A 26,074-nucleotide genomic window follows, 5' to 3' on the forward strand; every position below is an offset into this window, starting at 1 on the left:
TTTTTATTATCGCTAATTTTTTCCCCGTAGTTTAGACTCCCAGGCATGAGTACCCAGGCCCTGCTCCTCATCCTCTTCTCGGCGCTGATGCACGCCCTGTGGAACCTGCTGGTCAAGCGCAGCGGGGACAAGACGGTCTTTATCTGGTGGATGTTCCTCGCCTCGGGGAGCCTCTTTACCCTCCTTCTCCCCCTTCTCCCCGGACCGATGCCACGGCCCGACCTGCGCATCCTGCTGCTGGCGGGCGGGGGGGGCGCCTGTTTCGTCGCCTACCATCTCTTCACCGGCCGCGCCTACCGCAGCGGCGATCTTTCCCTCACCTATCCGCTGGCGCAGACGGCGATTCTCTACGTTCCGCTCTGGGGAGTCCTGCTGCTGGGGGAGAAACTGACCCCCCTCGGCAGCGCCGGAATTCTGCTGATCGTCGCCGGCGCCTGGTGCGTGCAATTGCAGCGGCTCTCCTTCGACGAGGCCTTGCGGCCGCTGCGCAATCTGGGGCAGCCGGCCGTTCAGGCGGCCCTCCTCGCCGGTTTTACCTACTCGGTGGGAGCGGTCATCGACAAGACCGGGGTGATGGCGTTTTCCCCGCTCTACTTCACCTACCTGCTGGTGGTCTGGATGTTCCTGCTGATGAGCGCCAATTTGCTGCGCCGCCGTTACCGCGGCCGGGTGCTGGCGGAGTGGCGACTCAGCCGGCCGCTGATCCTCGCCTCGGGCCCGGTGATGATGAGCTCTTTTCTCAGCTTCCGTTACGGCCTCAAACTGGCGCCGATGAGTTACGCGGTGCCGGTGCGCCAGGTCAGCCTTCTCTTCGGTGTCCTGCTCGGCACTCTGCTGCTCGGCGAACGCTATGGCCGCATCCGTTTTTTTGCCGCCGGCCTGATCCTGATCGGGGTTTCCCTGGTGCGTCTGGGGTAGTATAGTGCGAGACCAGAGCGATGGGCGACGAGCGACGAGCGATGGGCGATGGGCGACGAGCGACGAGCGATGGGCGATGGGCGATGGGCGATGGGCGATGAGCTGCGCGGGGTGATTCTATGAAAAGTCTTGCCAATTTTTTCTTCGAAGTCGGGATGCTCAAGCGCACCCCGCGCACCGGATTCCAGTTTCTCGGTTCCGGCGCCCAGTCGGTGGCGGAGCACTCCTTTCGCACCGCGATCATCGGCTACACCCTGGCGCGCATGGACGGGGCGGTCGATGTCGGCCGGGTGGTCCAGCTCTGTCTCTTTCACGATGTGCCGGAGGCGCGGATCGGCGATCTCAACTATGTCGCCAAGAAGTACGTGCAGGCCGACGAGCGCCGCGCCGTCGAGGACCTGGCGCGGACGCTCCCCTTTGGCGACGAGTACCGCGACACCTGGGAGGAATTCGCCGGCGGCGCGAGCCGCGAGGCGCAGCTCGCCCACGATGCCGATCAGCTCGAAATGATCCTTGCCCTCAAGGAGTACAAGGATGTCGGTAATCAGTACGCCGACGAGTGGTATCCCTTTTCGGTGCGGCGCCTGCGCACCGACCTGGCGCGCCGCCTGGCCGAGACGATCTGGATGACCGATTCGAGCCGCTGGTGGTTCGATGACGACAGCGAATGGTGGGTGACGGGAAAGCCGCGGGAGGAGGGCGGGGAATGATCCCTCCCGCTGACCGGCAAGGGGGGCAAGGGAGGGCTTGACGCGGCCTGCAAGAAGTGATAGAAAATCCACCTTTGCGAGACGTTACCGGGCCGATCGGCCCTTACCGGAGCCCCCATGCTCGACCTCAAGTACCTGCGCGACAACCTGGATGACGCCGAACGTCGGCTGACGACCCGCGGCGGCACCCTCGATCTCTCGGGGTTTCGCGGCCTCGACGCCCGCCGCCGTGAACTGCTGAGTGAATCCGAGAATCTCAAGGCGGAGAAGAACCGGGTCTCCCAGCTCATCGGCCAGACCCGGGACAAGAGCCAGGTGCAGGGTGAAATCGTCCGCATGAAGGAGGTTTCGGCCCGGATCAAGACCCTCGACGACGAACTCAAGGGAGTCGAGGCACAACTGGAAGAGTTGTTGCTGACCCTCCCCAACCTTCCCCACGAGGAGTGCCCCGCCGGCAGCGACGAAACCATGAACCGCGAGATCCGGCGCTGGGGTGAACCGCGCCACTTCGACTTCCCGCCCCAGGCCCATTGGGACCTGGGCGAGCAGTTGCAGATTCTCGACTTCGAACGCGCCGGCAAACTCACCGGAGCGCGCTTTTCCCTGGCGCGCGGCGCCGGTGCGCGGCTGGAGCGGGCCCTGATCAACTTCATGCTCGACCGCCACACGGCCGGGGATAAATATATTGAAATTTTGCCCCCCTTCATGGTAAACAGGGAATCCATGACGGGGACCGGGCAGCTCCCCAAGTTTGAAGACGATCTTTTCCACGTTGAAGGTCCGGACTATTTCCTGATCCCGACCGCGGAAGTTCCGGTGACCAACATTCACCGCGGCGAAATTCTCGCCGGATCGCAGCTGCCGATCAGCTATACCGCCTATACGCCCTGCTTCCGCAAGGAGGCCGGCTCCTACGGCAAGGACACCCGCGGTCTGATCCGTCAGCATCAGTTCAACAAGGTCGAGCTGGTCAAGTTTGTCCGGCCCGAAGAGTCCGACGCCGAACTGCAGAAGCTCCTCGCCGATGCCGAGTCGATCCTGCAGGCGCTGGAACTGCCGTACCGGGTCGTGGACCTTTGCACCGGGGATCTTGGCTTCTCCGCCGCCCGGACCTTCGATATCGAGGTCTGGTTGCCGCCCCAAAAGACCTACCGGGAGATCAGCTCCTGTTCCAACTTCCGGGAATTCCAGGCGCGGCGGGCGTCGATTCGTTTCCGTCGCGACGAGGGGAGCCGTCCCGAGTTCGTGCACACGCTCAACGGTTCGGGCCTGGCCGTCGGCCGGACCCTGGTGGCAATCCTTGAGAATTACCAGCAGGCCGATGGCTCGGTGCTGGTGCCCACGGTGCTGCAGCCCTACATGGGCGGGCTGGAGCGGATTTCGGGCTAGGATGGTTGCTGCGGAGGAGTGGCCGAGCGGTTTAAGGCGGCGGTCTTGAAAACCGTTGATCGAAAGATCCGTGGGTTCGAATCCTACCTCCTCCGCCAAATATAGCCGCTCTATCGGGCGTGAGCCGGTGGCAGGAACGCACCACGACAATTTAATAGCAAGTCTGCGGAGAGGTGGCCGAGTCGGTCGAAGGCGCTCGCCTGCTAAGCGAGTGTACGGGCAAAACCTGTACCGAGGGTTCGAATCCCTCCCTCTCCGCCATATTTTATTTCGGTCACCGCCGGTTCCTCTGGCAAGGAAGAATTTTTGATGTCCCGACCGTTTCGCCTGCTGCTCCCCCTCCTGCTGATTCTGGCGCTTCTCCTTTTCGGCTGCAGCCCGCAGGAGGAGCAGCCCGCGAAGCAGGCAAAGACGGCCAAGACGTCGTCGCGGGTGGTGGTCCCCGAATCGGTCCAGGGGAAATGGAAAGCGGTCAAGATTGCCGTGCTCGACAAGGAGACCCAGAAGGAGGTCACCTATACGGTCGATATCGGTGCGGCCTTCAAGGTGGGGGGCGGCAACCTGCAGGTCAAGGTGGAGAACTTCCTGCCGGCTTTCGTGATGGACGGGACGACCATGACCTCCGCGTCCAACCTGACCAGGAATCCTGCCGCCCAGATCGTTATCAACGAGGACGGCAAAGAGTTATACCGGGGCTGGCTCTTCAGCCTCTATCCCGCCACCCACGCTTACCAGCATCCCCGGTACAGTTTTTCCCTGGTCGACTTCGTCCCGGCCAAGGCAAAAAAAGGTTGACAAACGAAGGGATTTGCGCGATAAGGTTCCCTTCCCATGCGCGCCACTAGCTCAGCTGGATAGAGCGTCTGACTACGGATCAGAAGGCCGGGAGTTCGAATCTCTCGTGGCGCGCCATTTAAAACAAAGGGTTACGGCTTTTCGGCCGTGACCCTTTTTGTATTTTGGGGCCGTTTGTCATGTAAAGTGTCAAGTAAGGGGTCGGGGCCGGTGAAAGGGTCATTCGCAACGGTAAGGAAGTGGCCAGGAGTGGCAGCGGCCAGGAACACGCAACCACAAACACAAATATAGTGGGGCGCGAAAAGGTCACAAAGGTCATTTCTTTTTTAAGTGCCCAATTTCACAATAAAAAACCCTGTGACCTTGGCCGGTATTTTTAGCCGGAATGGTCACAGGGTTTTTCCATTGGTCACTGGCGGGAGGGGTCAGCCGGCGGCGGCCTTGGTTCCTGTGTCTGCTCTGCCCACGGTTTGCAGGTTCGCCAACACGTCAACCGCCCCTTTCAGGTGATCCGGGGCAAGGTGGCTGTAGCGTAGCGTCATGGTCAAGCTGGCATGACCCAACAGGCGGGAAACGGTGGTCAGATCAACCCCGGCCATAACAAGGTGGCTGGCGAAGGTGTGCCGCAGGTCGTGAAAGCGGAAGTCTTGGATTTTGGCCTTGCGGCAGGCGGTGGCAAAGGACCGCTTCAATTCATGCCAACGGCTACCGGTAGCAGGGTTGTAGAAAACAAGGTTCGTATCGACTCGCCGGACAAGCCCTTTCAGGCAGGCCCGCAGGGGGGCGTTGATAGGGATTTCCCGGCGCTCCCCGCTCTTGGTCTTGTCCAAGGTAATGAAACCGTGGGCCAGGTCAACCCGGTCCCAGGTCAACCCCAGGATTTCCCCCTTGCGGCAACCCGTGTTCAGCGCGAAAAGGAGGACCGGCCTTAGGTGCGGTTCGGCGGCGGCGACCAGCCGTTGACATTCCTCGATAGACAGGAAACGGGACCGGCGGTTTTCCTCCTTCGGCAGTTTGACCCGGCGCAGGCGGTCCAGGGTGTCTTTGCCGATTAGGTCCCAATCCCGGGCCTTGGTCAACATATGCTTTAGACAGGCCAGCCGGCGGTTAACGCTGGCCACGGCGAAGGGCGGCCGGGGTTCTTCCTCTCCCTTCAGCGGCGGGCGCGGCTCGGAAAGGAGCCGCGCTTGCCAGCCTTCGACGACGGCCAGTGAAAGAGAGTTCAGCTTGACCCCTCCGAATTCGGCCTTCAGTTCGCGGATAAACCCCCGCTTGGTGGCGGCGGCTTTCTGCCCCTGGACAAATTCAAGGTAGCGGTCGGCCAGTTCGGCAAGGGTAGTGTTAGCGATCCGCCGGCCGGTCACTGGCGGGGCGGTCCCTTCGGCAATGGCTTTCCGCCGGCAGGCAAGCAAGTATTCGGCATCGCCTTTCAAGGCCGATCCGCTGCTTTCAAAATGCTGCTTTCCGTCAAGGCCCTGGTAAGTCAGCCACCAGATTTTTCCCCTGCGGTAAAGCCCTCGGCTATTCTTTGCCTTGGCCATAAATGCCAAGCCTCCCTGTTTGGCTTTATTTTTCTAAAAAGATGTTGGCCAGTTCTTCCATAAAGGCTATGCGGCTGCATATCCTGCCATTTGCGAGACGAATAGTCGGACTTCCCTCCATAACTGTATCTGCCAATGATCCAAGCAAGTCTAGGTCATCATTGGAAAGGTCGAGTCTTCGCGCCAAGGAAGCCGATCCAAAGTTGACCCCTATAACCTTCCCATTAGACATTTGAGCTACCTCCTGCCTGTTTATGTTGTCACAAATTTATTCTCTTATAATTTATTGAATGATTGTTGTCAAGTTGATTGGTTTGACTTGGTACCATTTTGTCGCTATATTGCCCGGCATGGCCCGTCCACGTTCCGACATTCAACGCCGGCAAACCGGCGTCAGGCTGCGCCCGGAAACCTACCGGGCTGTGCAGCATTTCGCGGTTGACGAAGGGAAGCCAGTCAGCACGATCATTGAACAGGCTATTGAAGAGTTCCTAGCCCGGCGCGGGGTCGCGGTACCGCCCCCTGACTTGGCCGGCAGCAAATAACCAGGACCGAGAGAAGGCCGCCTAGGCGGCCAGGCCAGGCCGGGAGGCTCCCCCCTCCGCTATCCGGCCTGGCCTTTTTTTTGTCCTGCGGAAGGCCGGGAGGGGGACAACTCAGATATCCGCAAATCCATCGATCGATCCCGCCAACTCCCGGCAGTATCTCGGCCCCGATTTAAAAGCGCGGCCAAGCTGTCCGGAGTGATCCCGGCAGCGGACAGGGCGGCAGCCAAGACAATTTCACTTGGGGACAACCTGGCATGAAAAAAGACGGTGCCGGTTGTCGCCTGGAACTGTAGACCGCACCCTACGCAGGCCACCTTTCTAAACTCGCGGAAAGCATTAGCCCGCTTTTCTGACAGCTCCACACCACAGCCAGGGCACACCGACCCCAGGCAGCCCGGGTGCAACAATTCAAATAGCCATTCCCTACAGCGGGCGGCATCAATGAGCGTCGGCAGGGCCTTTAGTGCGGCTTCTCCTAGCGATATTCCGAATAATTTTTGATTTTCCATTCTTCCATAACTTATTGAAATTACAAATGGAACCAAATGTTGGGGCTAAGCGACCCGTACCCGGTAGCCCCAAGGGAAGGACCCGCGTTTACTGACGGCGCTTCCGGTTGCTTCCGTGCCGCTTAGGCTTCCGTGTCTTGTCGCCCGCCGTTCCGGCATGACCATTCGTATTCCACAAGCCCGGCCGGCGAAGGGGGAAGGGGGGATAGCCGGCGGCCACTGCGTCAAGGTAGCCCTCTAACAGCCAACACCGAATTCCCGCCATCTCTTGGCGCAGGTCGGCAAGCAACTGTTCCGCTTCCGCTTGGGCGCGGTCCTGGTTCATGCGGTGGCCAGGCGGTAACTCCTCGATGAAGGCGGCCAGGGAAGCCCGGACGGATTCAAGGGGCAACCCGGCTGCCTCCGCCACGGCCCGGGCTAAAATTTCGGAATTCTTCACGGTGTCCTTTCTTAGGTAGCGGCCGGCGCCTAAACCGCCTCGGCTTCCGCACGTCGTTTGTGGGGCGGATGGGAGGGGGGCGAGTCAAGCCGACCGGCTGTGCCTTGCCCCCTCCGCCTCTTCTTTTGTGTGGGCTATGCCGCTATTCCTAGCGGATCGGAACGCCGAACTCAGCAGACATCGCCGCCAAGGTTGCCTCCATGGCGGAGTCATTGACAATAAAATCACCCAAGATGTTATCGACGACAGCCCGGGGGGTGACCGTGTAGGCGGTGCCGGGGGATGCCAAAAGGAGCGCGAGGGCATGAACCCTGCGAATAGATTCACCGGCAACAACAATGAATGACCTCCGCTCCAGTTCCAAGGCTGCATGCCAGAATACCTTTCTGGCATGTTCCCTGGCTCGGGCTGAATCCTCCACAGCCTGCCTCTGAAGAGTCGTGGCATCGCCGATTGCCTTGACCAGCATCTCAGCTTCCAATCGCTGACTTTCAGCAACCTCCGCGCGCTTTCTTGCGGCGGCCAGTTCCTCTTCGCCAACCTTGCCGACCAGATAGTTTTGCATAGTGGATTCGGCATCCGCCCGGGCGGCGGCCGCAGCTTTGGTAAATTGTTCTGCGGCCTTCGCCGCCTTGTCTTGTTTTTCGATGATCTGTGCTAAGCGCTCCCGCGCCTCTTTTTCCCTGACTTCGGCTTCCTCATATTTCTCGATTGGTAGTTCGTTCATGTCTTTCTCCTCTTAGTGTTTTTAGTTTGGTGCCGGCCGCGAGATTCGAAGAAGCCCTCCGCCGGCTCTCTGGGGTTATTTTTCCGCGGGGACACTCCCAGAGTTGTCCCCTCCCATGACCAATGGGAACTCTATGTCTTTTCCACGGCCTCGAAGATCGGCCGACCATCGCGTTTTAACCGCAGAAGGTGCGGAGCTATGGACCCGCAAACCCTCGCCACGCTGGCACCCTGGATACACACGGCAGGGCTGAAATAGTCGCGAGTTGGGTCAACGAGCCGGATGGAGACCATCCGGTGGTCAAGTTCAGAAAATTCCAGGAACATCCTTCCCGTGGGACAATGCTTGGAGAGAAGATGTTCAGCAATTTCCTTTTCAACCTCGATAGGCTGCCCCAGGTGAATTGCCGGTGCCCCTGCGTGCTGGTAGGTGTCCGCGCCATCAATGAGAACTATTTTTTTCACAGGCTTCTCCTCTTTTAGTTGTTGCTACAAGCGGCCGGTTTCAGCCGGCAGCCGGGGTGTTGGTCTGCGTCATCTCTTTTTTGGCGCGGACAAGCTCCCACTCGATACGCTCCCGCTCGGCGGCGAAGTGCCGTTCCAAGCGGTCAAGCATCTGCAAAGCGCCGGTGAAGAAAATCTGGCGGGCAGCGGGGGGTGTTTCATTCGTCTGACTCATCTTGTTTGCTCCTTTCGGTGTTGGGGTGGTACCCAGTAATTTTGGCGGCCCGGCGCTCGGCTTCCTCCCGGGACAGGCCCCCGTCATGTTCCATGGTTGCGGCGCGTTCCTCGTATAGCTCCCGCATGGTTTCGGAAGGGGGTTGACCCCCATGCCACCAGCGATAACGAGCCGGGGCGTTGATGGGAATGACCAGCCCGCCGGCCGGATCGAGATAGGGGCGGGGCAGGTCGGCCGGTTCCGCGATCCCGGCAGCAATCAGCGCGGCGGCCTTATCGTCCGCCAGGTCCAAAGACTTGCCAGCCGGCAGCAGACGGGAGCCGGCGGTGGTTTGGGCGGTGAAGTCTTGCAGCAGGGTTATTTTCATGGGTCCAGCTCCCCGGGGTCGAAGACCAAGCCCCCCAGGTCCGGCGGTTCCGGCGGCAGGGGCGCGGTATTCTCGGGCGGTTCGGCGGTGGCCAGGTCCTCTGAGCGGGAGACGGTGAAGAAAGAAACGGTGGCCTTGGCGGTGGCGGTGCGGTGGTTGTCAAACCGGAAGCCGATCCCGGCGGTTTGAAGGGGCACCCGCAGGCGTTCCAGGGCACCACGCAACCCCCGGGGCCCGGGAAACGGGTCTTTCGGTCCCGGGTCGGCAAGCTCCTTGAGGGTGGCGCAAACCTGCTTAAAGGTGCCGGACGGGTGGTTGCCGGCCTGGCAGGCTTCCAGAATCGCCCCGAAAAAAAGATCCCCCTCGGCAAGTTCCAGGTGTTGCGCTCCCTGGTTGCGGAAGTAGGCGGCCAGATAGCGACCGCCTCCGCCTTCCTCGGCTGCTTCGGCAATCGCGGCAGCAATCCGGGCAAAACTGGCCATACGGGGCAGGCGCGGCGGCCGGTAGCGGGGCTGCAGTTCCAGGCCCCGGGCCAGCATGTCCAGCAAGCCCCCTAGAATTTCCGGCAAGGCATCGGCAAAGGCGGTGTCTAGTTCGTCATCCGCCAAGCGGTCCCCGTCCTCGATCCGGTCAAGCTGGATCCTCAAAGTCCGTTCCAGAAAGTCTGGCCGGGAAGACAAGGCATTGATACTGGTTAGGCACAGGGTCACGTCTGCGTGCAGGGTGGCAAGTTCGGAATCGGTGTGCAGCTTGCGGCGTTGGGGGGTGGCCCCGGTGATAATCGCGGCCAGGGTGTCCGCCACGTCCGGAGGCAGGCTGGAAAGATTGTCCAGGGCCAAGAAGGCATTGCGGCAAAGGAGTAGGTCTAAGTCCTCGGGCTTACGGGTCAGCATGGTCAAGGCCGGGGTGCCGGGGTCAAGAATCATCTTCAGGAAGCGGGCGAAGGTTGACTTGCCGGACCCTTGGGAGCCGGTGGCGATCAGCGCCGGGCGGGCCGTGCCGGGGACCATGCAGGCGGCCATTGTGCAGAGGACCAACAAGCGGTCATCCTCCGCCACGTTGACGAAACCAAACAGGCGGCTTGCATCCCCGCCCGGCAGCGGCTCGGGGTGCGGCAGCTTGTGCGGCCAGGGGCGAAAAGCCCCCGGCGGGGTCGGGACAACTTGCCAACTCCCGGCGGCGATCCGGGCGGCGCGGCGGTTGCCCAGGTCATACAGTAGGGCGTCTCCCCAAGGAGTGGCGCGGTTCGCCATTGGGGCAAGTTGGCCGGCGATCCGGGCACGGCGGGAGAGGACCGCCACAGCAGCGGCCAGGGCGTCCTTTCCCATTGTTTGCGCTTCCCCGGTAGCCCGGTAATAGAGGTCAGACGCGGTTTCAACCAGCAAAGGGGCTTTGGAGTCCAGGGGGTAAAGGTCCCCCTCTACCAAGATATAGGTTTGCCCGTGAGGGTCGATCAGGAGCGGGCAGGCGGCCAGCATCGGCAGCAGGCGGGCCGCTCCCCGGCCTTCCTTGGCGGCGGGGGTTTGGTCTTCCTCCGCTTCCGGCGGCGGTATCAACAGCGGTTCGGCCGGTGGGGTCCAGAGGGGTGCGGCGGCGGCCAGGCGCAGGAATTCGCCCCGCAGCGGGTCCGGGGTGGCGTTCGCGTCAGTCATGGGCGGCCCCCTCCCGCCGGCCGGCGATCCAGTCCAGCACGTCACCTTTTTCCGGTAGACCCGGCAGGCGCAGGACCTTAACGGCGGCAGCGACCGGGGCCAGGGCGGCGGCCACGGTGGCGGCGTATTTTTCGCCGGGGGGGTCATTGTCAGGCAATATGACAACCTCCCGGCCGGTGAAGTGGTCCCGGTAATCCTCGGGCCAGCGGCCGGCGGCCCCGCTATCGGTGCAAACGGCGACCAGCCCCCAGGCGGTCAAGGCGTCAACCTTCGCCTCCCCTTCGGGGATAAAAACACGCTCCCCGGGCGGGGCGGTGGCCAGGCGGTGAAGTCCGTACAGCAGCGGCGGCCAGGGACCACGGCCGGGGGCCTCCGATCCGTCCGGGGTGAAGTGGGCAAAGGCAAATTCTTTTCGCCGGCCGTCCCGCCCTGGTTCGATCCGGCGCTTGACGTACCGGCAAACCCCCTCGGCATCGAAGTAGCGAAAGACGGCGACCACGCGACCGGGGGCGGGCTTGGCTTTACTCTTGGCCTTGGGTGGCCGGGGGGCGGTCTTGGCAGGGGAGGGGCGCTTGCAACCGGTGCGACTCTTGGCCGGCGGCTTGTCGCCAGTGTTCCGGGCGATCCCGCAACGGTCTTCCAATTCGGCCAGGGCGGCGGCGAAGTCCAGGCCCCGGGCGGCCATATACAGGTCAATCACGTTGCCGGCGGCCCCGCAGGCTTTGCAGTTCCAGAGGCCGGACCCTGTATTGACGCTGCAAGAGGGGTGGTCCTCGCCATGCACAGGGCACAAGACCAGCACTTGCCCACGGCCGGCGGGAGTCTGGCGGGGGAACAGGTCACGGACTAGGGCGGCCACGTCCAGTCGCTCCAAGACGGCATCTTTCCGCGTCATTGCCGTCCCCTTATTCACCAGCGGCAACCCGGTTGCCTTCCATCCAGGCGGAAAGCTCGGATAGCTTGAAGCGGCGCAGCTTGCCGGCCTTGTAGCTCGGGACCTTGCGGGCCAGGGCCAGCTTGTAACAGGTGTTTTCGGGAATTCCCAGGAATTCCGCGGCGGTCTTGACGTTAACGAAGGATTCAACGGCGGCGGGCGTTTTTGTGTTTTTGTTGTCGTGTTGATGTTGTTTCATGCTGTTCCCCTTTCTTTGCTTGGTTGGTATTTTGTTGGTGTGTTCCATCTATCAGCCATTGCTTTCTAGACAGCCACAACCGCTATGTTTTTGTGGATTTTGTGGGATGGAAGTCTTAATGTCATGCACACCATGCACATGGTGCACATGGTGCACAACTTTTTCACTGGCAGTCGCTTTTTTATAATTGGCATAACCGCCGTGCCTTGATTGTCAGGGCATTAAGGGAGAAAGTCATGGACACCATGGACACCATGGACATGGTGGACAACTTTTTCGCTGGTTGCCGATTTTTTCTAGGCGGGCATACCTGCTATGCATTGATTGTCAGGGCATCAAAGGAAAAAGTCATGCACACCAGGCACATGAGGCACACCAGGCACATGGGGCACAACTTTCTTTCAGTCGGTGCCGATCTTTGAAGTTGGTGGCGGAGACTGTTAAGACATAACCCAGGGCAGGTGCCCGCTGGGAGGCTATTCAGAAAGATCAAAGGAAGACCTTGCTAGGAAGGACAGAAACACAAATCAAATTCACGCTGTCAATACATTACAAAACGCTTTACATACACTCCTATCTTGTTGAAATTTAGCAAGATTTCGATAGGGCATCTGATAACAAATCAGAAGGCCGGGAGGGAAGTTGTTAGGACTAGGGGGCTTTTAGGCGGCGGGAATTTTGGCGGGCGGTATTTCCAGAAAGGTAGTCAAACGGGGCGGCCAGATTCTTAGCCCAAGAAGCCCCCGCCCCCGTTCAAGGCGGATGAACCAAAAGAGCCACGGTCACGGCCCCGGAGTCCGGCGGCCGGTGGCGCGGTTGGCGGGTTGCCCTGGTTGGTGGTCCAGGCGCAAGCCGGCGGGAATGACCATTGTGACCATTGGTTGCAAAAAGGTCACGGTGTCTTTCCGGTGTCGATCCGGCCTGTTATGACCTTCTGACCTTTGTGACCTTCTCTTTAATAGAAGCAAAAAAGAGGAGCAACAGGCATACAATCACCCGGGCGGGGTGTCATGGAACTTGTCATGTTCGGAAACGAAAAGCGGTCAATATAATCCTTGACAAGCAAAAGCACTGCCCGGTAATATCCGCGAATTGCAAAGGCTTGCAACTCCATCAAGAGTTGGAAGCATCACGGGGCCGGACTACGGATCAGAAGGCCGGGAGTTCGAATCTCTCGTGGCGCGCCATTTTACATCATGCCCGTGAATCTTGCCGACCAACAAGACAGGGGCTTTATGCACGAGGCCCTGGTGGAGGCCGCAGCCGCTCGCCGGCTGGGCGAGGTTCCCATCGGGGCCGTCGTCGTTCAGGATGGGCGGATCATCGCCCGCGGCCACAACCTGCGCGAGACCAGCAACGACCCGACCACCCACGCTGAAATGGTCGCCATCCGCCAGGCCGCCGCCCGGCTCGACTCCTGGCGACTCCTCGACTGCACACTCTATGTCACGCTCGAGCCGTGTGTGATGTGCATGGGGGCGATCATCCTGGCGCGGATACCGCGGCTGGTTTACGGTTGCCGCGACCCGCGGGTCGGCGCCGCCGGTTCGATCTACGATCTTTCCAGCGACGAGCGCTTCAACCATCGGGTCAGTGTCACCGAGGGGGTGCTCGGCGCGGAGTGCAGCGCGACCCTCAGCGAGTTCTTTCGCGAGCTGCGGGAAAAAAAACGCAAACCGGCGATGCCGGATTGATGCAAAGACAACGACTGTGCGGGTTCACTCTTGCGGAGGGGTGTCCGAGAGGTCGAAGGTGACAGACTCGAAATCTGTTGTACCGCAAGGTACCGTGGGTTCGAATCCCACCCCCTCCGCCATAACAAAATCAAGGGCTTAGCCGTTCCTGGCTAGGCCCTTGATTTTGTTATGGCGGGCATCTTTTTGATTTTGGAGGTGATTTCTTGAAAGCCACTTAAATGTAATTTATAGTGCGCGTATTGCGAACCAGGAAATACAATGACGTACCAGTATGAGCAATTGGAAACAAGCCTTGCGTCTGCTCAATGGCCGTCTGGATATAGCGGGCGCCCCGACTTTCAACTTGGTTGTTTGCGGTGGGACAGCCTTGGTGGCCACCGAGATGGTCATGCGTGCCACCCGAGATGGCGATGTCGTCGCGCTGGCAGATGATGAAGGGAAGCTGATTGATCCTGCGCCCCTGCCGGGCGCCTTGGCTCTGGCGGCAAGTGAGGTGGCGGAGGACCTGGGGGTACCGAAGGATTGGTGGAACAATGGTCCCAGCAGCGGAGAGGGAGGGCTTTTCCGTCTCGGTCTCCCGCATGGGTTTGCAGATCGCTTGACCTGGAAGAAGTTCGGAGACAAGTTGACGGTTGCCTTCATTGACCAGATCTATTTCAAGCTATATGCCGCCGTTAATCAATTTGGCAGTTATCATGCGACCGACCTCCAGATGAATCTCCCCGCAGCAAGCTACGGGGTATCAAAAGTTTAGATTGATCGCTTTCATCGAAGCAAGCTTCGGGGAATTCGACCCACCTGAGATTAAAATGCGAAACCTCTCCCAGCCCTTCCCGAGTGAGGGCATCCCTGCGCTGCTATTGAGATTGTGTGCCCTGCTGGGAGTGAATCTGCGTTGTGAGATTCTCTGTCTGCTCGGCTCTGTCGACGAGATCCACCCCTCACTGATAGCCAAACTGATTGGCCAGAATCCCCGCTCGACCCAGAATGTGTTGGTGGAAATGGTTCGTTCCGGAGTGGTGCAAGTGCGGACCAGCTCCCGGGAAAAGATCTATTCCCTATCCCCAGGGTGCTCGACCGGTTGTAATTGAACCGATCCTGTTCCAATTTCTGGCCTCGGCATATCGACAGCAGAAATGAAACTCCGCCCTCTGTCGGCCAATTAGGAAATGAGCGTTACGGTTGCGGCGATCCAGTTTCGCAATCAGCAGCGTAGCTTTTCTTGCTTGGCATTACTCAAGAGCCGCGTTGAGCCTAGGCCGGTCAGAGTTCTTCCCGCTTTCTACTTCGATGAACTCTTTGAGCAGGACACTGTCTCTCCCGTGCGAAAGAAGACATCGCCATTGGCCAGATCATCCCCTTAGTGTAGAAAGAAACCCCCAGCGTCGCTGCGCTCCGACGGGTGGATGTTTTGCCTCGGAACTGCTGGATTATTTCGTCGGAATAAGCATTTGGGTTATAGGACCGTTGTATTATGGAAACAGGATCTCCGATGGGCTAGAATTTCACGCCCTCCTTTCGGCCTTGCCCAGCGCCCTCCCGGCAAGCACCAAAGCAGCTAGCAGAGATACTAGATTACGGCAGTCGGATGGGCGCTGGTCGAGCAGTATGGTTGAGACGCAATCATGAAGAAACCAAAGAGAAAAAGGACTGCAGCCGAAAAGGCCGCGAGAAGGCGGCGGCGGGAGGAGTACATGACCATCTTCATTGGCGGGAAGCAGAAACGCGTCAAGCGGCCGCCCACCGTCGATGGCATGGATGTCGATGAGTTCATCCGCAGGAATGCCGACCCCGTATGGCTGCATCAGAATGAGATGTGGGAGGTGCTCCACGAGCGCGAAATGGCCGAAGAGATTGGGGCGCCCGAAGCCTTCGAGAATGTGGATCCGGATGACATTCCGTTCTGATGTCGTCCGCCAGTGAAAAAGAAAAAAGGAAGTGTAGAATGACCAAAACCGGACGCAATGAATCCTGCCCCTGCGGCAGCGGCAAAAAATACAAGAAATGCTGCCTGGACAAGGATGAAGCCGTCAGGCGCGACGAGCGAGAGGCGCTTGGATCTGTTCCTATGGCACCCGATGATGATTTACAGGTCGAGCCCGAAGAGGAGGCCGTCGATCCCTATATGGCCAAGCTTTATGCCCGGTTTGAAGCGGCCGGTTTTGATGAGCGCCTCACCATGCTCCGCGAGGTGCTGCACGAGCAGCAAGGCATTGAGGATGATGTGTTCGATCTTGTCGCGCTGCTGCAGCAATCGGCCACCGGCGAGGAGTCGCGCCCGGAGGTTAACCGCTGTCTCGGCGCGTTGCGTCGGCAGCGCGCCGACTGTTGGGAACAGAATATGGGTTATTTCGTCAACTATTTTCTGATCAACGCCTTGGCCCTGAACGACACCAGCGAAATCGGTGAATATTTTCTGCAGGCATCCCGGCAGCCCGACCGGCACATCGATGTCTACTGCAGCACCATCGATCTGCTCGCCTATCATGGTCAGCACAAGGTTTTGACCGAGGGGCTGCGCTTGGCCTTGCCTTTGGTCGAGAAGGCCGAGGGTTTGATGTCCTGGGTTGCGGGGGATATTGCCTCGCGGCTGATCGATTGCGAGGTCCTGGCCTGGGTGGAAGCTGGTGCGACCGAGGCGGATTTCAACGCTCTACGGTTGGTCGTGGAGGAGATCCTGCCGGAGATCGATGTCGAGAACCTGCGGACTTATGCCGAGCACCTGGCCGGGCGGCGGAGGGTCTCGGCGGAGGCCCTGCTGGATGAGAAGAATTGTCTCGATCTTGAGCGGCTCTCCTTTCTGACGGCCTCTTTTACCGGCTACCTGAACCGGGTGCATGGTGTTCCCTGGATCACCGGTCTGCTGGCCGGGCGGGAAATCTACCATTACCTATCCAGACGGGAGGCCGGCGAGTTGAAGGCCCCCAAACGTTCTCGCTTTGGCGGGAGGTTTAGGGGCCCGAAACCGCCAACGAAGGGGACGGCACACCCTCTATGTCCTGACCCGGACACCCTGGACCGCTTTATTGCAAACCAGTTGCACCTGTTTTGCAACGCGTACCATGCTGTTGCCGTTTTGGCGCAGCATCTGCCGGCCTGGAACGATTTTCTCGAAGAGCGGGAAGTGGAAGAGTTGGACAAGTCCCGCGGGGGATTGCGGCCCCTGGCTACTTTGATCGAGACGCTGGTCCGGGTCCTTGAAAAGGGTTCAGGCGATCCCGCACTGGCACCTGCGGTGCGGCAAGCGTGGGCAGGGATCGTTTGAGCAGGGTATTCGAAGCCCTCGCCGAAGGGGAGATTCGTTCGCGTGTCCTACGACACCTTCGAAGAAGCCTTTCTGTTTGTTGGCAGCGCTCCATCTTTTGAGCAACATGAAGCAATTTCAGATGAGGTTTTATGAGCATTATCGGTCGCAACGAGCCTTGTCCCTGCGGCAGTGGCAAAAAATACAAGAAATGCTGCCTGGACAAGGACGGGCAGTTCGCCGCCCGGCAGCGCGAGCAGATGAGTGCGACGCCCCGGGCGCTGGACTGGCTGGAGCAACACTATCCGGAAGAGATTGCCGAAGCGGTACGGATTGACTATTTCGGAGACCCGGAGCAGGTGAATTTGCACGCCTTGAGCGCACTGTCGCCGCATTTTCAGGAGATGCTGCAGGTCAACATCGGCGAGTGGACGTTGGCCGATGCTCGGATCGAGGTCAAGGGAAAGAGGGTGCCGGTACGCGAGCTGCTGCTCGGTCCCGGCGGTCCGCTCCTCCCCGCGGCCGGCAAGGATTGGCTGCGGCGGCTGGGCGAACGGCGTCTGAGTCTCTACGAGGTGCGGGAGGCGAAGGCGGGAGAAGGGCTGCTGCTGGTCGATCTGCTGCTCCCGGATGAGCCGGCGGTCTGGGTCGATGAGCGCGGGGCGTCCCGATCCCTGGTGCGCTGGGACGTGTTTGGCGCGCGGCTGGTGCGACAGGAGAGCGGTTGGGTCCTCTCCGGGGCGGCCTATCCCTTTGTCCGCGCTGAGGGGCTGACCTGCAGGGATAAAATTCTGCGGGAGATGGCGGGGGAGGATCGGGATTCGGAAACCGCCCGCGAAGTGGTCGGCGGGCTGATCACTCTCCACTGGCTCGACTCCCTGACCACGGAGCGGCCGCTGCCCCAGGTGGTAGACGCTTCTACCGGCGAGCCGATCCTGGCGACGACCGACCGTTATGTCGTGAAAGACCGGGCGGCCCTGACCGCGGCCCTGGCGGCGCAGCCCGACGTCGAGGGAGGCGCTGCCGAAGGGTGGACCCGCTTCACGGAGCTGGATGATGAGCGGCGCAGGGCGCGAGCCTCGTTGACATTGGCAAAGCCGGAAACCCTGACGGTCTTCTGCCGCACCCTGAAACTGGCCGACGAAGCCCGCGCCTGGCTGGAGAGGATCGCCGGGAATGCACTGCGTCACCAGAGTCGGGAAGTGGTTGATCCGCGCTCCCCCAAGGCGATGGCCGCGGCCTCCGAGCGGCCCCAGCCGCAAATTCCGCCGGAAGCCATGACGGCCATGGTGCACGACTATTTGCGAAAGTTCTACGCCAATTGGACCGAGGAGAAGATCCCGGCCCTGGGCGACAAGACCCCGCGTCAGGCAATCCGTTCGGCCAAGGGGCGCCAGGCGGTGATCGAGCTCCTCAAGTCCTACGAGCTGCAGGAGGCCCGCCGGGTCCGCGACCAGAGGGGCGAGCCCTTCGATTTCGGCTTCCTCTGGGAGCGGCTCGGCCTCAAACGGGATGCCGATTGACAACGCCGGAATGACCTCATGCAGCTCGATCTCTTCTGCGACAACCGCCGGACCATCCGTCTCAACGAAGCGGGCGATCTGCTGCACGCCCTGCGCCTGGAGGAAGCCCTCGCTATCTATGGGGAACTGCTGGCAGATGCGCCGGAGGACATCGAAATTCTCACATTGCAGGGCCTGGTTGCGGGGTGGCGTGAGAGGCTTTTGCGCTTTTATGCTGAACCTGCCGGGAGCGAAAGGCTCCACCAGCTTTGGCAGGAGCTGACGCCGCAAACGCCTGCAGCGATCGCCGCCGGCCTGCGTGAGCTGCTGGTCACTGACCTGTCGAAGCTCCCATCCCCCGAGTTGATCTACATCCCCCCGCGATTCCATATCGGCACCCTGTTGCTGGCCGTCGGCAGGTTCGCTGAAGCCGAGTGCTGGCTCGCCCGCGCCCTGGAAGTCGGAATCGGCGAGCGGGGGCGCTTTCTGGCTTGGCGCGGTGATGCCATGACCAAACTGGGCGATCCGGACCGGGCCATGAGCGTCTTCCTCGCCGCCTTTCTCGAAGGTCCGCATGAAGTGGATCTGTCGATGCTGCAAAACCCGCAGATGCACGACCTGCTCCTGTCGCTGGAAAGCGAGGACCACGACATCGGAGCGGCGGATCTGCCGGCCTGGCTGCCGGTCTGGGGCTGGTTGCAGGGAGTCTTCGGTCTGCCGCTGAAGGAGCCGGCGGCCGACCGCGCCGCTTTCGTCGATGCCCTGGAAGCGGCGCACTCCTTCCGGAGCCTGCCGGCGGCGCGGCTCTGGTTCGAGGATTTGCGCTATGCCGAGTACCTGCGCACCACTTTTCGCGACGACCGGGAGCTGGTGCGGGTGCGGCGGCGAATGCGGCAGTTGAACGGATTCATGTTCGAGCGGTACATGGAGAGGATGCGGGGCGCTGGTCGATCTGCTGTGCCGTGAAGATCCTGTTTCCATGTGCCAGGCCATGAAAGAAGGTCTGCTCAGGACGATCCCTGTTAAGGATTGCCATCCGGCAGCATCGGCCGGAGCGTAGGCAGGTCGGGCCACATCAAGTCCTTGTCTTCTGCGGTTGAGGGGCTGTTCGCCGGACCGGCAAAAGTGAGTTGACAAGCCCCGGCAAAACGGGTAGAAATGCCGCTTTCGGGCACCCAGAAAAATCTTTACACGTCCCCACCCCTGATGTATCCTACCCAACCTGCGGAGAGGTGACCGAGAGGCCGAAGGTGCATGATTGGAAATCATGTGTACTGCAAGGTACCGGGGGTTCGAATCCCCCCCTCTCCGCCAGTTTTACATTTCCCCCAACGGTATTGATTGCCGACAGAAGTGACAGCCGGGTCCCGCGCAACGGACGGTCGTGAACCCCGTCAGGCCCGGAAGGGAGCAGCGGTAATGGCCTCAGCCGTGTGCCGCGGGGGTGCCTGGCTGTCACTTGTGCCGGCAATTTTTATTTGCCTTCCGATCTTCCCCATTGCCTACCACGGAGACTCCTTGCATGTCGTACCTGGTACTGGCCCGCAAGTGGCGCCCGCAGACCTTCGATGACCTGATCGGCCAGGAACACGTCAGCCAGACCCTTGGCAACGCCATCCGCAGCGGCCGGGTCCACCACGCCTTCCTCTTCACCGGTGCCCGCGGCGTCGGCAAGACCTCTGCCGCCCGCATCCTCGCCAAGGCGCTGAACTGCGAGGAGGGGCTCTCCGCCACCCCCTGCAACGTCTGCCCGAGCTGCCAGGAGATCATCGCCGGCCAGGGGATCGACGTCTTTGAAATCGACGGCGCCTCCAATACCGGGGTCGACGACGTGCGGGAGCTACGTGACAATATCCGCTATCTCCCATCGCGGTCGCGCTTCAAGATTTTTATCATCGATGAAGTCCATATGCTCTCCATTAACGCCTTCAACGCCCTGCTGAAGACCCTGGAGGAGCCCCCCGCCCACGCCAAATTCATTTTCGCCACCACCGAGCCGCACAAGATTCCGGTCACCATTCTCTCCCGCTGCCAGCGCTTCGATTTCCGCAAGATCCCGCTGCCGCAGGTCGCCTCCCGGCTGCGGGAAATCGTCGCCGCCGAGCAGATCGAAATCTCCGACCGCGCCCTGGCGCTCGTAGCCCGCCGCGGCGAGGGGAGCATGCGCGATGCGCTCTCGACCCTTGATCAGGTGATCGCCTTCTGCGGCGAACAGGTGGCCGACGACGATGTGCAGGGGTTGCTCGGCATGGTGGACCGCCGGCTGCTTTTCGATGCGGCCGAAGGGGCGTTGCGCCGCGACAGCCGCCAGGTCCTCGAAGCGGTGCGCCGGGTCGACAACCAGGGGTACTCCTTCCGCCAGTTCTGCCAGGAACTGGTCGAACTCTACCGCGCGCTGGTCCTGGTCAAGGTGGTCGAGGAACCGGGTGAATTACTTGATGCCACGGGGGACGAGCTCCATGAACTCCGCGAGTTGGCCCAGCTCGGCAGCCTCGAAGATCATCAGCGGGCCTTGACCCTGCTGCTGCGGACCGAGGTGGAGCTTCCCGCCTCCGGCTTCCCGCGCCTGGTCCTGGAGATGGCCCTGGTCCGTCTCGCCAATCTGACCCCGGCCCGCGATGTCGCCACCCTGGTGCGCAAGCTCGAGGAGCTGGAACGACGGCTGGCAACGGGGGGACTCCCGGCGGCCAAGCCGGCCCCGGTAACCACCGCCGTCCCTTCCGTTTCTCCGCCAGCCCGGGAAGACGGGGCCGGGGAGGGGCTTCCCGGAAAAAAGGCCCCGGCCCCGACCGCTCCCCCCCGCGGGGATAGGAGCTGGCCGGGGCTGGTCGAGTTCGTCAAGGCGCGGCGCCGGCCGGTGATTGCAGCGATCCTGGAACAGGCCAGTCTCCTCACCCTCGAGCTGCCGCTGGTGCAGATTGGCCTGCCCAAGGGCTCTTTTTCCCTGACCCAGCTCGAAGATCGCGACTATTTCGACGCCCTGACCGAGCTGGCGGCGGAGTATTTCGGCAGCGAAGTACGGCTCAAGGTGGCGACGGTTGACGCTGCCAGTGGCCAGGCCCCGCCTTCGCTCGCCGCCGAGCGTCAGGCCCGGGAATCGGACCGCAAGCGGCGCTTGCGCGAGGATGCTCTGGCCCATCCGCTGGTCAAGGCCGCCGAGGAGATCTTCGGCGCCCAGGTGGAGGAGGTCCGGCCCATCGACAAGGGTTTTGTCTGAAGCGCGGCGGCATCCCGCCGTCGCCGCCAGTTCCGGTGCCTGCCCGTTGCGGCAAGGTGCCAGGTCTGATCCTTAGCGGGCGCCGTGCCGGCGCCATTCCACACTACTCGGGAGGTTGTACCAATGTCCAAAGGTCTCGGCAACATTATGAAGCAGGCCCAGATGATGCAGCAGAAGATGGCCCGGATGCAGGAAGAACTTGGCGCGCGCGAGGTCGAAGCGAGTGCCGGCGGCGGCATGGTGACCGCAGTCGTCAACGGCAAGCAGCAGCTGCTGTCGCTGCACATCGAGAAGAGCGTGGTCGATCCGGACGATGTGGAGATGCTCCAGGACTTGGTGGTCGCCGCCGTCAACGAGGCGATCAAGCAGAGCCAGGAGATGATGCAGCAGGAGATGGGCAAAATCACCGGTGGCATGAATATCCCCGGGCTCTTCTAGGCGGGGGATGGCCGGGGCGATCGGTGTATACAATAAAACCTTGATTCGCTCTTTGAAACTGTGGTATTGCTTTTTTGTGGTCTGACCAATTTTGGCGCTTTTTTTAGGAACAGTATAAGATTCCTGCGACTTATTTGATGCCCTTAAAATAATAGAACGACTTTTTAAAAAATGGATTTTTCCTTGTCATCATGCTAGACTCCATCCCGTCTTTTGCCCGTCTGGTGGCGGAGCTTGCCAAATTCCCGGGGGTCGGCCAGAAGACGGCGAGCCGCCTTGCCTTCTTCCTGCTGCGCCAGCCGCAGACGGAGGCGGAAGCGTTGGCGGCAGCTATCTGTGACCTCAAGGCAAAAATTCGTTTCTGCTCGGTCTGCAACCATATCACCGAGACCGACCCGTGCTCTCTGTGCACTGACCCGGGCCGGGATGAGCGCCTGTTGTGCGTGGTCGAGGAGCCGCAGGATCTGATCGCCATTGAGCGCAGCCGCTCCTTTCGCGGCCGCTATCATGTCCTGCATGGGGCGCTGTCGCCCCTCGATGGTGTCGGGCCGGAGGAGCTGCGCATCGCCGGTCTGCTGGAACGGATCGGTCGGGGTGGGGTCGAGGAGTTGCTGGTTGCCACCAACTTCAGTGTCGAAGGGGAGGCAACGGCGCTCTATCTCGCCCGGCTGGTGCGGCCGCTCGGAGTCCGGGTGACGCGTCTCGCCTATGGCATCCCCATGGGGAGCGATCTTGAATATGTCGACGAAGCGACGGTGCACAGGGCCGTCGAAGGGCGCCGGGATCTATAGCCGCGGTTGGCAGCAGCCGTCGCCCGGATACCGTATTGATAACGGAACCAGCAGCAATGCCACGTTAAAAGGAGGAGTTCATGTCGCGTAAGAAAGTTTGTATTGACGGCAATACCGCAGCGGCGCATGTCGCCCATGCGACCAACGAGGTGATCGCCATCTATCCGATCACCCCGTCCTCGGTCATGGGGGAGATTTCCGACGCCAAGAGTGCTGTCGGCCAGAAGAATATCTGGGGCACGATCCCCAAGGTCGTCGAGATGCAGTCGGAGGGCGGCGCCGCCGGCGCGGTTCACGGCGCACTCCAGGCTGGTGCCCTGACCACCACCTTTACCGCCTCCCAGGGCCTGCTGCTGATGATTCCGAACATGTACAAGATCGCCGGGGAGCTGACCCCGACCGTCTTCCATGTTTCGGCCCGCGCCATCGCCGCCCAGGCGTTGTCGATTTTCGGCGATCATTCCGACGTCATGGCCTGCCGCCAGACCGGCTGGACCATGTTCTGCTCCAACAACGTCCAGGAGGTCATGGACTTCGCCCTGATCGCCCAGGCGAACACCCTCGCGTCGCGGGTGCCGGTGCTCCATTACTTCGATGGCTTCCGGACCTCCCACGAGGTGCAGAAGGTTGAAGAGCTGAGCATGCAGGACATGAAGAGCATGATCGATGACGATCTGGTCTCCGCCCATCGCGCTCGCGCCCTCTCGCCGGACCACCCGGTGCTGCGTGGCACCGCCCAGAATCCCGACGTCTATTTCCACGGCCGCGAGACGGTCAATACCTATTACGACAAGGTGCCCGGCATTCTGCAGGGACAGATGGACAAGTTCGCCAAGCTCACCGGCCGCCAGTACAAGCTGGCCGACTATGTCGGCCATCCCCAGGCCGAGCGGGTCGTGGTGCTGATGGGTTCGGGCTGCGAGGCGATGGAAGAGCTGATCCTCCATCTCGTCGCCCAGGGGGAAAAGGTCGGCATGATCAAGATCCGCCTCTTCCTCCCGTTTCCGACCGAGCAGTTCTGCAAGGCCCTGCCGGCGAGCGTCAAGAAGATCACCGTCCTCGACCGCACCAAGGAGCCGGGTTCCATCGGTGAGCCGCTCTACCAGGCGGTGCGTACCGCCATCGGCGAAGGGATGGTCGACGGCTTCACCAGCTTCCAGGGGTATCCGAGCATCGTCGGCGGCCGCTACGGCCTCGGCTCCTTCGAGTTCAACGCCGGCATGTGCAAGGCGGTGCTCGACAACATGCTCCTCGACAAGCCGATGAACCATTTCATCGTCGGTTTCAACGATGACGTCACCGGCAAGAGCCTCAAGTTCGACGCCAATTACCAGGTCCCCTTCGGCGGCTATGCCGCCATGTTCTACGGTCTCGGCTCCGACGGCACCGTCGGCGCCAACAAGAACTCGATCAAGATCATCGGCGACTGCACCGACAACCAGGTCCAGGCCTACTTCGTCTACGATTCGAAGAAAGCCGGCAGCATGACCACCTCGCACCTGCGCTTTGGCAAGCAGACGATCCGCTGCACCTATCTGCTCGACGAGGGACAGGCCGACTTCGTTGCCTGCCACAACTTCTCCTTCCTCGAGAAGTACGACATGCTGAAGAACGCCAAGCAGGGCGCGACCTTCCTGCTCAACTCCCCCTACAACAAGAATGAGGTCTGGGCGCACCTGCCGAAGATGGTGCAGCAGCAGATCATCGACAAGGGCCTCAAGTTCTACGTCATCGACGGCATTGCCCTCGGCGAGAAGCTCGGCCTCGGCGCCCGCATCAACGTCATCATGCAGACCGCCTTCTTCAAGATCTCCGGCATCATTCCGTTGGAGCAGGCGATCATCGAAATCAAGGACGCCATCGTCAAGTCCTACGGCAAGGCTGGCGAGAAGGTTCTCAACATGAACAAGCAGGCGGTCGATACCGCCCTCGAGAATATCGAGGCCGTGACCGTCCCCGCCAGCGCCGACAGCGCCATCGAAATGCAGGTCGGCAAGTGGTCCAGCTGCAGCGAGGCGGTCCAGCGCACCCTCGGCCCGATCATCGACGGTCTCGGCCACAAGCTCCCCCTGTCGGCGATGCCGGCCGACGGCACCTTCCCGACCGGCACCGCCAGCGTCGAAAAGCGCAATATCGCCGTCAACGTCCCGGTCTGGAAAGAAGACCTCTGCATCCAGTGCGGCATCTGCTCCTTCGTCTGTCCCCATGCCACCATCCGCATGAAGATCTATGACGAGGCGGCGGTCAAGGGCGCCCCGGAGACCTTCAAGTCCTGTGCAGCCAAGGGCAAGGATATGGACGGCAAGCTCTTCACCCTGCAGGTCGCGGTGGAGGACTGCACCGGCTGCGGCGCCTGCGTTTACAACTGCCCGGCGAAGAGCAAGACCGACGAGAACGTCAAGGCGATCAACATGACGCCCCAGGCGCCGCTGCGCGAAAAGGAACGGGCCAACTTCGACTTCTTCCTCGGCCTGCCCGACACAGACCCGGCCCTCTTCAACCGTGCCACCGTCAAGGGGAGCCAGCTGCTGCCGCCGATGTTCGAGTTTTCCGGCGCCTGCGCCGGCTGCGGCGAGACCCCCTTCGTCAAGCTCTGCTCGCAGCTCTTCGGCGATCGCATGGTCGTCGCCAACGCCACCGGCTGTTCCTCGATCTACGGCGGCAACCTGCCGACCACCCCCTGGGCCAAGCGCAAGGACGGCCTCGGACCGGCCTGGAGCAACTCCCTCTTCGAGGACAACGCCGAGTTCGGTTTCGGCATGCGTCTCGCTATCGACAAGACCAGCGCCTATGCCCGGGAACTCCTCGAGCGCAACAAGGAGTGTGGCTGCAAGGCCTGTGAGGGGACCCTGGAGCTCAAGCAGGCGCTCCTCGATGCCGACCAGTCGACCCAGGAAGGGATCGAAGTCCAGCGTGGCCGCGTCGCGCAGCTGAAAAAGATTCTTGCTGCCTGCACCCACGAGACCGCCAAGCCGCTCCTGGTCAACATCGACTACCTGGTGGTCAAGTCGGTCTGGATCCATGGTGGTGACGGCTGGGCCTACGACATCGGCTACGGCGGCCTTGACCATGTTCTTGCCTCCGGCGCCAATGTCAACGTGCTGGTGCTCGACACCGAGGTCTACTCCAACACCGGCGGTCAGGCCTCCAAGTCGACGCCGCTCGGCGCCGTCGCCCAGTTTGCCGCCGGCGGCAAGGCGATGCCGAAGAAGGACCTGTCGATGATTGCCATGACCTACGGCAACATCTACGTGGCCCGGGTCTCCCTGGCCAATCCGGCCCAGGTGGTCAAGGCGATGACCGAAGCCGACGCCTATCCCGGTCCTTCGCTGATTATCGCCTACAGCCACTGCATCGCCCACGGCATCGACATGACCAAGGCGGTGGACAACTGCAAGGAAGCGGTCGCCTGCGGTCACTGGCCGCTCTTCCGCTACGACCCCCGCCTGGCGGCGGAAGGGAAGAATCCCCTGCAGATGGACAGCAAGGATCCGAGCATCAGCTTTGCAGATTTCGCCAAGAACCAGAACCGCTTCCGGGTCCTGAAAAAAGCCAACCCGGAGCAGGCGGATGCGCTGATGGCGGCTTCGGCCAAGGACGTGGCAACCCGCTACGACCTCTACAAGAAGCTGGCCGAGCTGCAGGCCGACTGCGGCAAGAAGTAAGCTCTTGCGGTGACAGCTGGAGAGCTCCCGGCGGTGACGTCGGGAGCTCTACTTTTTGGTGCGCTCGGCATGCCCGGCAACCGGGCCAAATGCCTTGATAATTGGCAGGAACGA

22 protein-coding genes, 5 tRNA genes and 1 other RNA gene are annotated in these 26,074 nt (G+C 61.2%); 20 read left to right on the top strand and 8 right to left on the bottom strand.

What is annotated here, in order from left to right; translation table 11 throughout:
* Positions 1-45: 45 nt before the first annotated feature.
* The 7 genes from ACYQ8E_RS13815 to ACYQ8E_RS13845 all read left to right on the top strand — a co-directional run bounded on the left by ACYQ8E_RS13815 (position 46) and on the right by ACYQ8E_RS13845 (position 3,929).
* Positions 46-918: an EamA family transporter gene (locus ACYQ8E_RS13815; protein ID WP_066723809.1), complete on the top strand. Its 873-nt coding sequence runs from the start codon at positions 46-48 to the stop codon at positions 916-918.
* Positions 919-1,037: 119 nt separating this feature from the next.
* Positions 1,038-1,628, top strand: coding sequence for an HD domain-containing protein (locus ACYQ8E_RS13820; protein WP_066723811.1), 591 nt, complete (start codon positions 1,038-1,040; stop codon positions 1,626-1,628).
* 117 nt (positions 1,629-1,745) lie between these two features.
* A complete protein-coding gene (gene serS / locus ACYQ8E_RS13825) occupies positions 1,746-3,017 on the top strand; it encodes a serine--tRNA ligase (RefSeq protein ID WP_066723813.1) in 1,272 nt (423 codons plus the stop codon).
* A gap of 12 nt (positions 3,018-3,029) precedes the next feature.
* Positions 3,030-3,115: transfer RNA gene (locus ACYQ8E_RS13830), tRNA-Ser, on the top strand.
* A 69-nt stretch (positions 3,116-3,184) separates the two neighbouring features.
* A tRNA-Ser gene (locus ACYQ8E_RS13835) sits at positions 3,185-3,278 on the top strand.
* A gap of 48 nt (positions 3,279-3,326) precedes the next feature.
* A complete protein-coding gene (locus ACYQ8E_RS13840; protein ID WP_066723816.1) occupies positions 3,327-3,812 on the top strand; it encodes a DUF2155 domain-containing protein in 486 nt (161 codons plus the stop codon).
* A 40-nt stretch (positions 3,813-3,852) separates the two neighbouring features.
* A tRNA-Arg gene (locus ACYQ8E_RS13845) sits at positions 3,853-3,929 on the top strand.
* Positions 3,930-4,237: 308 nt separating this feature from the next.
* Here the strand turns inward: ACYQ8E_RS13845 and ACYQ8E_RS13850 are convergent.
* The 8 genes from ACYQ8E_RS13850 to ACYQ8E_RS13890 all read right to left on the bottom strand — a co-directional run bounded on the left by ACYQ8E_RS13850 (position 4,238) and on the right by ACYQ8E_RS13890 (position 11,454).
* The gene (locus ACYQ8E_RS13850) at positions 4,238-5,353 is read right to left on the bottom strand and encodes a tyrosine-type recombinase/integrase (RefSeq protein WP_459861086.1); all 1,116 of its coding nucleotides are present in this window, start codon (positions 5,351-5,353) and stop codon (positions 4,238-4,240) included.
* Between the two features lie 1,644 nt (positions 5,354-6,997).
* Positions 6,998-7,576 (bottom strand): hypothetical protein, encoded by a 579-nt coding sequence (locus tag ACYQ8E_RS13860; protein WP_459861089.1) that lies wholly within the window; start codon positions 7,574-7,576, stop codon positions 6,998-7,000.
* A 131-nt stretch (positions 7,577-7,707) separates the two neighbouring features.
* Positions 7,708-8,040 carry a hypothetical protein gene (locus ACYQ8E_RS13865; RefSeq protein ID WP_459861091.1) on the bottom strand — a complete coding sequence of 111 codons (333 nt, stop codon included), beginning with the start codon at positions 8,038-8,040 and terminating at the stop codon, positions 7,708-7,710.
* A 40-nt stretch (positions 8,041-8,080) separates the two neighbouring features.
* The gene (locus ACYQ8E_RS13870; protein ID WP_459861093.1) at positions 8,081-8,254 is read right to left on the bottom strand and encodes a hypothetical protein; all 174 of its coding nucleotides are present in this window, start codon (positions 8,252-8,254) and stop codon (positions 8,081-8,083) included.
* Entirely contained in the window at positions 8,238-8,621 is a 384-nt protein-coding gene (locus tag ACYQ8E_RS13875; protein WP_459861094.1) for a hypothetical protein, read from the bottom strand. Before ACYQ8E_RS13875 ends, ACYQ8E_RS13870 begins: the two co-directional genes overlap by 17 nt.
* Positions 8,618-10,273 carry a hypothetical protein gene (locus tag ACYQ8E_RS13880; protein ID WP_459861096.1) on the bottom strand — a complete coding sequence of 552 codons (1,656 nt, stop codon included), beginning with the start codon at positions 10,271-10,273 and terminating at the stop codon, positions 8,618-8,620. Before ACYQ8E_RS13880 ends, ACYQ8E_RS13875 begins: the two co-directional genes overlap by 4 nt.
* The gene (locus ACYQ8E_RS13885) at positions 10,266-11,168 is read right to left on the bottom strand and encodes a CHC2 zinc finger domain-containing protein (protein ID WP_459861098.1); all 903 of its coding nucleotides are present in this window, start codon (positions 11,166-11,168) and stop codon (positions 10,266-10,268) included. The genes ACYQ8E_RS13880 and ACYQ8E_RS13885 overlap by 8 nt, the downstream gene beginning before the upstream one ends.
* A 10-nt stretch (positions 11,169-11,178) precedes the next feature.
* Entirely contained in the window at positions 11,179-11,454 is a 276-nt protein-coding gene (locus ACYQ8E_RS13890) for a helix-turn-helix domain-containing protein (RefSeq protein WP_459861100.1), read from the bottom strand.
* 1,148 nt (positions 11,455-12,602) lie between these two features.
* Here ACYQ8E_RS13890 and tadA point away from each other — a divergent pair.
* The 13 genes from tadA to nifJ all read left to right on the top strand — a co-directional run bounded on the left by tadA (position 12,603) and on the right by nifJ (position 25,960).
* Positions 12,603-13,100: a tRNA adenosine(34) deaminase TadA gene (gene tadA / locus ACYQ8E_RS13895; protein WP_066723818.1), complete on the top strand. Its 498-nt coding sequence runs from the start codon at positions 12,603-12,605 to the stop codon at positions 13,098-13,100.
* Between the two features lie 34 nt (positions 13,101-13,134).
* A tRNA-Ser gene (locus tag ACYQ8E_RS13900) sits at positions 13,135-13,222 on the top strand.
* Between the two features lie 152 nt (positions 13,223-13,374).
* Positions 13,375-13,857 carry a DUF6036 family nucleotidyltransferase gene (locus tag ACYQ8E_RS13905; protein WP_459861102.1) on the top strand — a complete coding sequence of 161 codons (483 nt, stop codon included), beginning with the start codon at positions 13,375-13,377 and terminating at the stop codon, positions 13,855-13,857.
* A gap of 940 nt (positions 13,858-14,797) precedes the next feature.
* Entirely contained in the window at positions 14,798-15,010 is a 213-nt protein-coding gene (locus tag ACYQ8E_RS13910) for a hypothetical protein (protein ID WP_197463714.1), read from the top strand.
* 38 nt (positions 15,011-15,048) lie between these two features.
* A complete protein-coding gene (locus ACYQ8E_RS13915; RefSeq protein WP_066723827.1) occupies positions 15,049-16,368 on the top strand; it encodes an SEC-C metal-binding domain-containing protein in 1,320 nt (439 codons plus the stop codon).
* A gap of 131 nt (positions 16,369-16,499) precedes the next feature.
* Complete coding sequence (locus tag ACYQ8E_RS13920) at positions 16,500-17,870, top strand: SEC-C metal-binding domain-containing protein (protein ID WP_066723830.1); 1,371 nt, start codon at positions 16,500-16,502, stop codon at positions 17,868-17,870.
* Positions 17,871-17,888: 18 nt separating this feature from the next.
* Positions 17,889-18,815: a tetratricopeptide repeat protein gene (locus ACYQ8E_RS13925; protein ID WP_459861104.1), complete on the top strand. Its 927-nt coding sequence runs from the start codon at positions 17,889-17,891 to the stop codon at positions 18,813-18,815.
* A gap of 260 nt (positions 18,816-19,075) precedes the next feature.
* Positions 19,076-19,163 (top strand) — tRNA-Ser (locus ACYQ8E_RS13930).
* Between the two features lie 44 nt (positions 19,164-19,207).
* Positions 19,208-19,306, top strand: an RNA gene (ffs, locus tag ACYQ8E_RS13935) — signal recognition particle sRNA small type.
* Between the two features lie 65 nt (positions 19,307-19,371).
* Positions 19,372-21,066, top strand: a complete 1,695-nt coding sequence (gene dnaX, locus ACYQ8E_RS13940; RefSeq protein ID WP_066723836.1) for a DNA polymerase III subunit gamma/tau — start codon at positions 19,372-19,374, stop codon at positions 21,064-21,066.
* A gap of 123 nt (positions 21,067-21,189) precedes the next feature.
* Positions 21,190-21,504: a YbaB/EbfC family nucleoid-associated protein gene (locus tag ACYQ8E_RS13945; RefSeq protein WP_066723839.1), complete on the top strand. Its 315-nt coding sequence runs from the start codon at positions 21,190-21,192 to the stop codon at positions 21,502-21,504.
* A gap of 191 nt (positions 21,505-21,695) precedes the next feature.
* Positions 21,696-22,295 carry a recombination mediator RecR gene (gene recR, locus ACYQ8E_RS13950; RefSeq protein ID WP_066723841.1) on the top strand — a complete coding sequence of 200 codons (600 nt, stop codon included), beginning with the start codon at positions 21,696-21,698 and terminating at the stop codon, positions 22,293-22,295.
* 80 nt (positions 22,296-22,375) lie between these two features.
* Positions 22,376-25,960: a pyruvate:ferredoxin (flavodoxin) oxidoreductase gene (gene nifJ, locus ACYQ8E_RS13955; protein ID WP_066723843.1), complete on the top strand. Its 3,585-nt coding sequence runs from the start codon at positions 22,376-22,378 to the stop codon at positions 25,958-25,960.
* The last annotated feature ends 114 nt before the right edge of the window (positions 25,961-26,074 follow it).

It is taken from the genome of Desulfuromonas carbonis (genome assembly GCF_054658035.1).

Bases quoted from the DNA above. Each gene is read 5' to 3' on its own strand.
- ACYQ8E_RS13815 (WP_066723809.1), top strand. From the start codon at position 46: ATGAGTACCCAGGCCCTGCTCCTCATCCTCTTCTCGGCGCTGATGCAC.
- ACYQ8E_RS13820 (WP_066723811.1), top strand. From the start codon at position 1,038: ATGAAAAGTCTTGCCAATTTTTTCTTCGAAGTCGGGATGCTCAAGCGC.
- serS (WP_066723813.1), top strand. From the start codon at position 1,746: ATGCTCGACCTCAAGTACCTGCGCGACAACCTGGATGACGCCGAACGT.
- ACYQ8E_RS13840 (WP_066723816.1), top strand. From the start codon at position 3,327: ATGTCCCGACCGTTTCGCCTGCTGCTCCCCCTCCTGCTGATTCTGGCG.
- ACYQ8E_RS13850 (WP_459861086.1), bottom strand. From the start codon at position 5,353: ATGGCCAAGGCAAAGAATAGCCGAGGGCTTTACCGCAGGGGAAAAATC.
- ACYQ8E_RS13860 (WP_459861089.1), bottom strand. From the start codon at position 7,576: ATGAACGAACTACCAATCGAGAAATATGAGGAAGCCGAAGTCAGGGAA.
- ACYQ8E_RS13870 (WP_459861093.1), bottom strand. From the start codon at position 8,254: ATGAGTCAGACGAATGAAACACCCCCCGCTGCCCGCCAGATTTTCTTC.
- ACYQ8E_RS13875 (WP_459861094.1), bottom strand. From the start codon at position 8,621: ATGAAAATAACCCTGCTGCAAGACTTCACCGCCCAAACCACCGCCGGC.
- ACYQ8E_RS13880 (WP_459861096.1), bottom strand. From the start codon at position 10,273: ATGACTGACGCGAACGCCACCCCGGACCCGCTGCGGGGCGAATTCCTG.
- ACYQ8E_RS13885 (WP_459861098.1), bottom strand. From the start codon at position 11,168: ATGACGCGGAAAGATGCCGTCTTGGAGCGACTGGACGTGGCCGCCCTA.
- ACYQ8E_RS13890 (WP_459861100.1), bottom strand. From the start codon at position 11,454: ATGGAACACACCAACAAAATACCAACCAAGCAAAGAAAGGGGAACAGC.
- tadA (WP_066723818.1), top strand. From the start codon at position 12,603: ATGCCCGTGAATCTTGCCGACCAACAAGACAGGGGCTTTATGCACGAG.
- ACYQ8E_RS13905 (WP_459861102.1), top strand. From the start codon at position 13,375: ATGAGCAATTGGAAACAAGCCTTGCGTCTGCTCAATGGCCGTCTGGAT.
- ACYQ8E_RS13910 (WP_197463714.1), top strand. From the start codon at position 14,798: ATGACCATCTTCATTGGCGGGAAGCAGAAACGCGTCAAGCGGCCGCCC.
- ACYQ8E_RS13915 (WP_066723827.1), top strand. From the start codon at position 15,049: ATGACCAAAACCGGACGCAATGAATCCTGCCCCTGCGGCAGCGGCAAA.
- ACYQ8E_RS13920 (WP_066723830.1), top strand. From the start codon at position 16,500: ATGAGCATTATCGGTCGCAACGAGCCTTGTCCCTGCGGCAGTGGCAAA.
- ACYQ8E_RS13925 (WP_459861104.1), top strand. From the start codon at position 17,889: ATGCAGCTCGATCTCTTCTGCGACAACCGCCGGACCATCCGTCTCAAC.
- dnaX (WP_066723836.1), top strand. From the start codon at position 19,372: ATGTCGTACCTGGTACTGGCCCGCAAGTGGCGCCCGCAGACCTTCGAT.
- ACYQ8E_RS13945 (WP_066723839.1), top strand. From the start codon at position 21,190: ATGTCCAAAGGTCTCGGCAACATTATGAAGCAGGCCCAGATGATGCAG.
- recR (WP_066723841.1), top strand. From the start codon at position 21,696: ATGCTAGACTCCATCCCGTCTTTTGCCCGTCTGGTGGCGGAGCTTGCC.
- nifJ (WP_066723843.1), top strand. From the start codon at position 22,376: ATGTCGCGTAAGAAAGTTTGTATTGACGGCAATACCGCAGCGGCGCAT.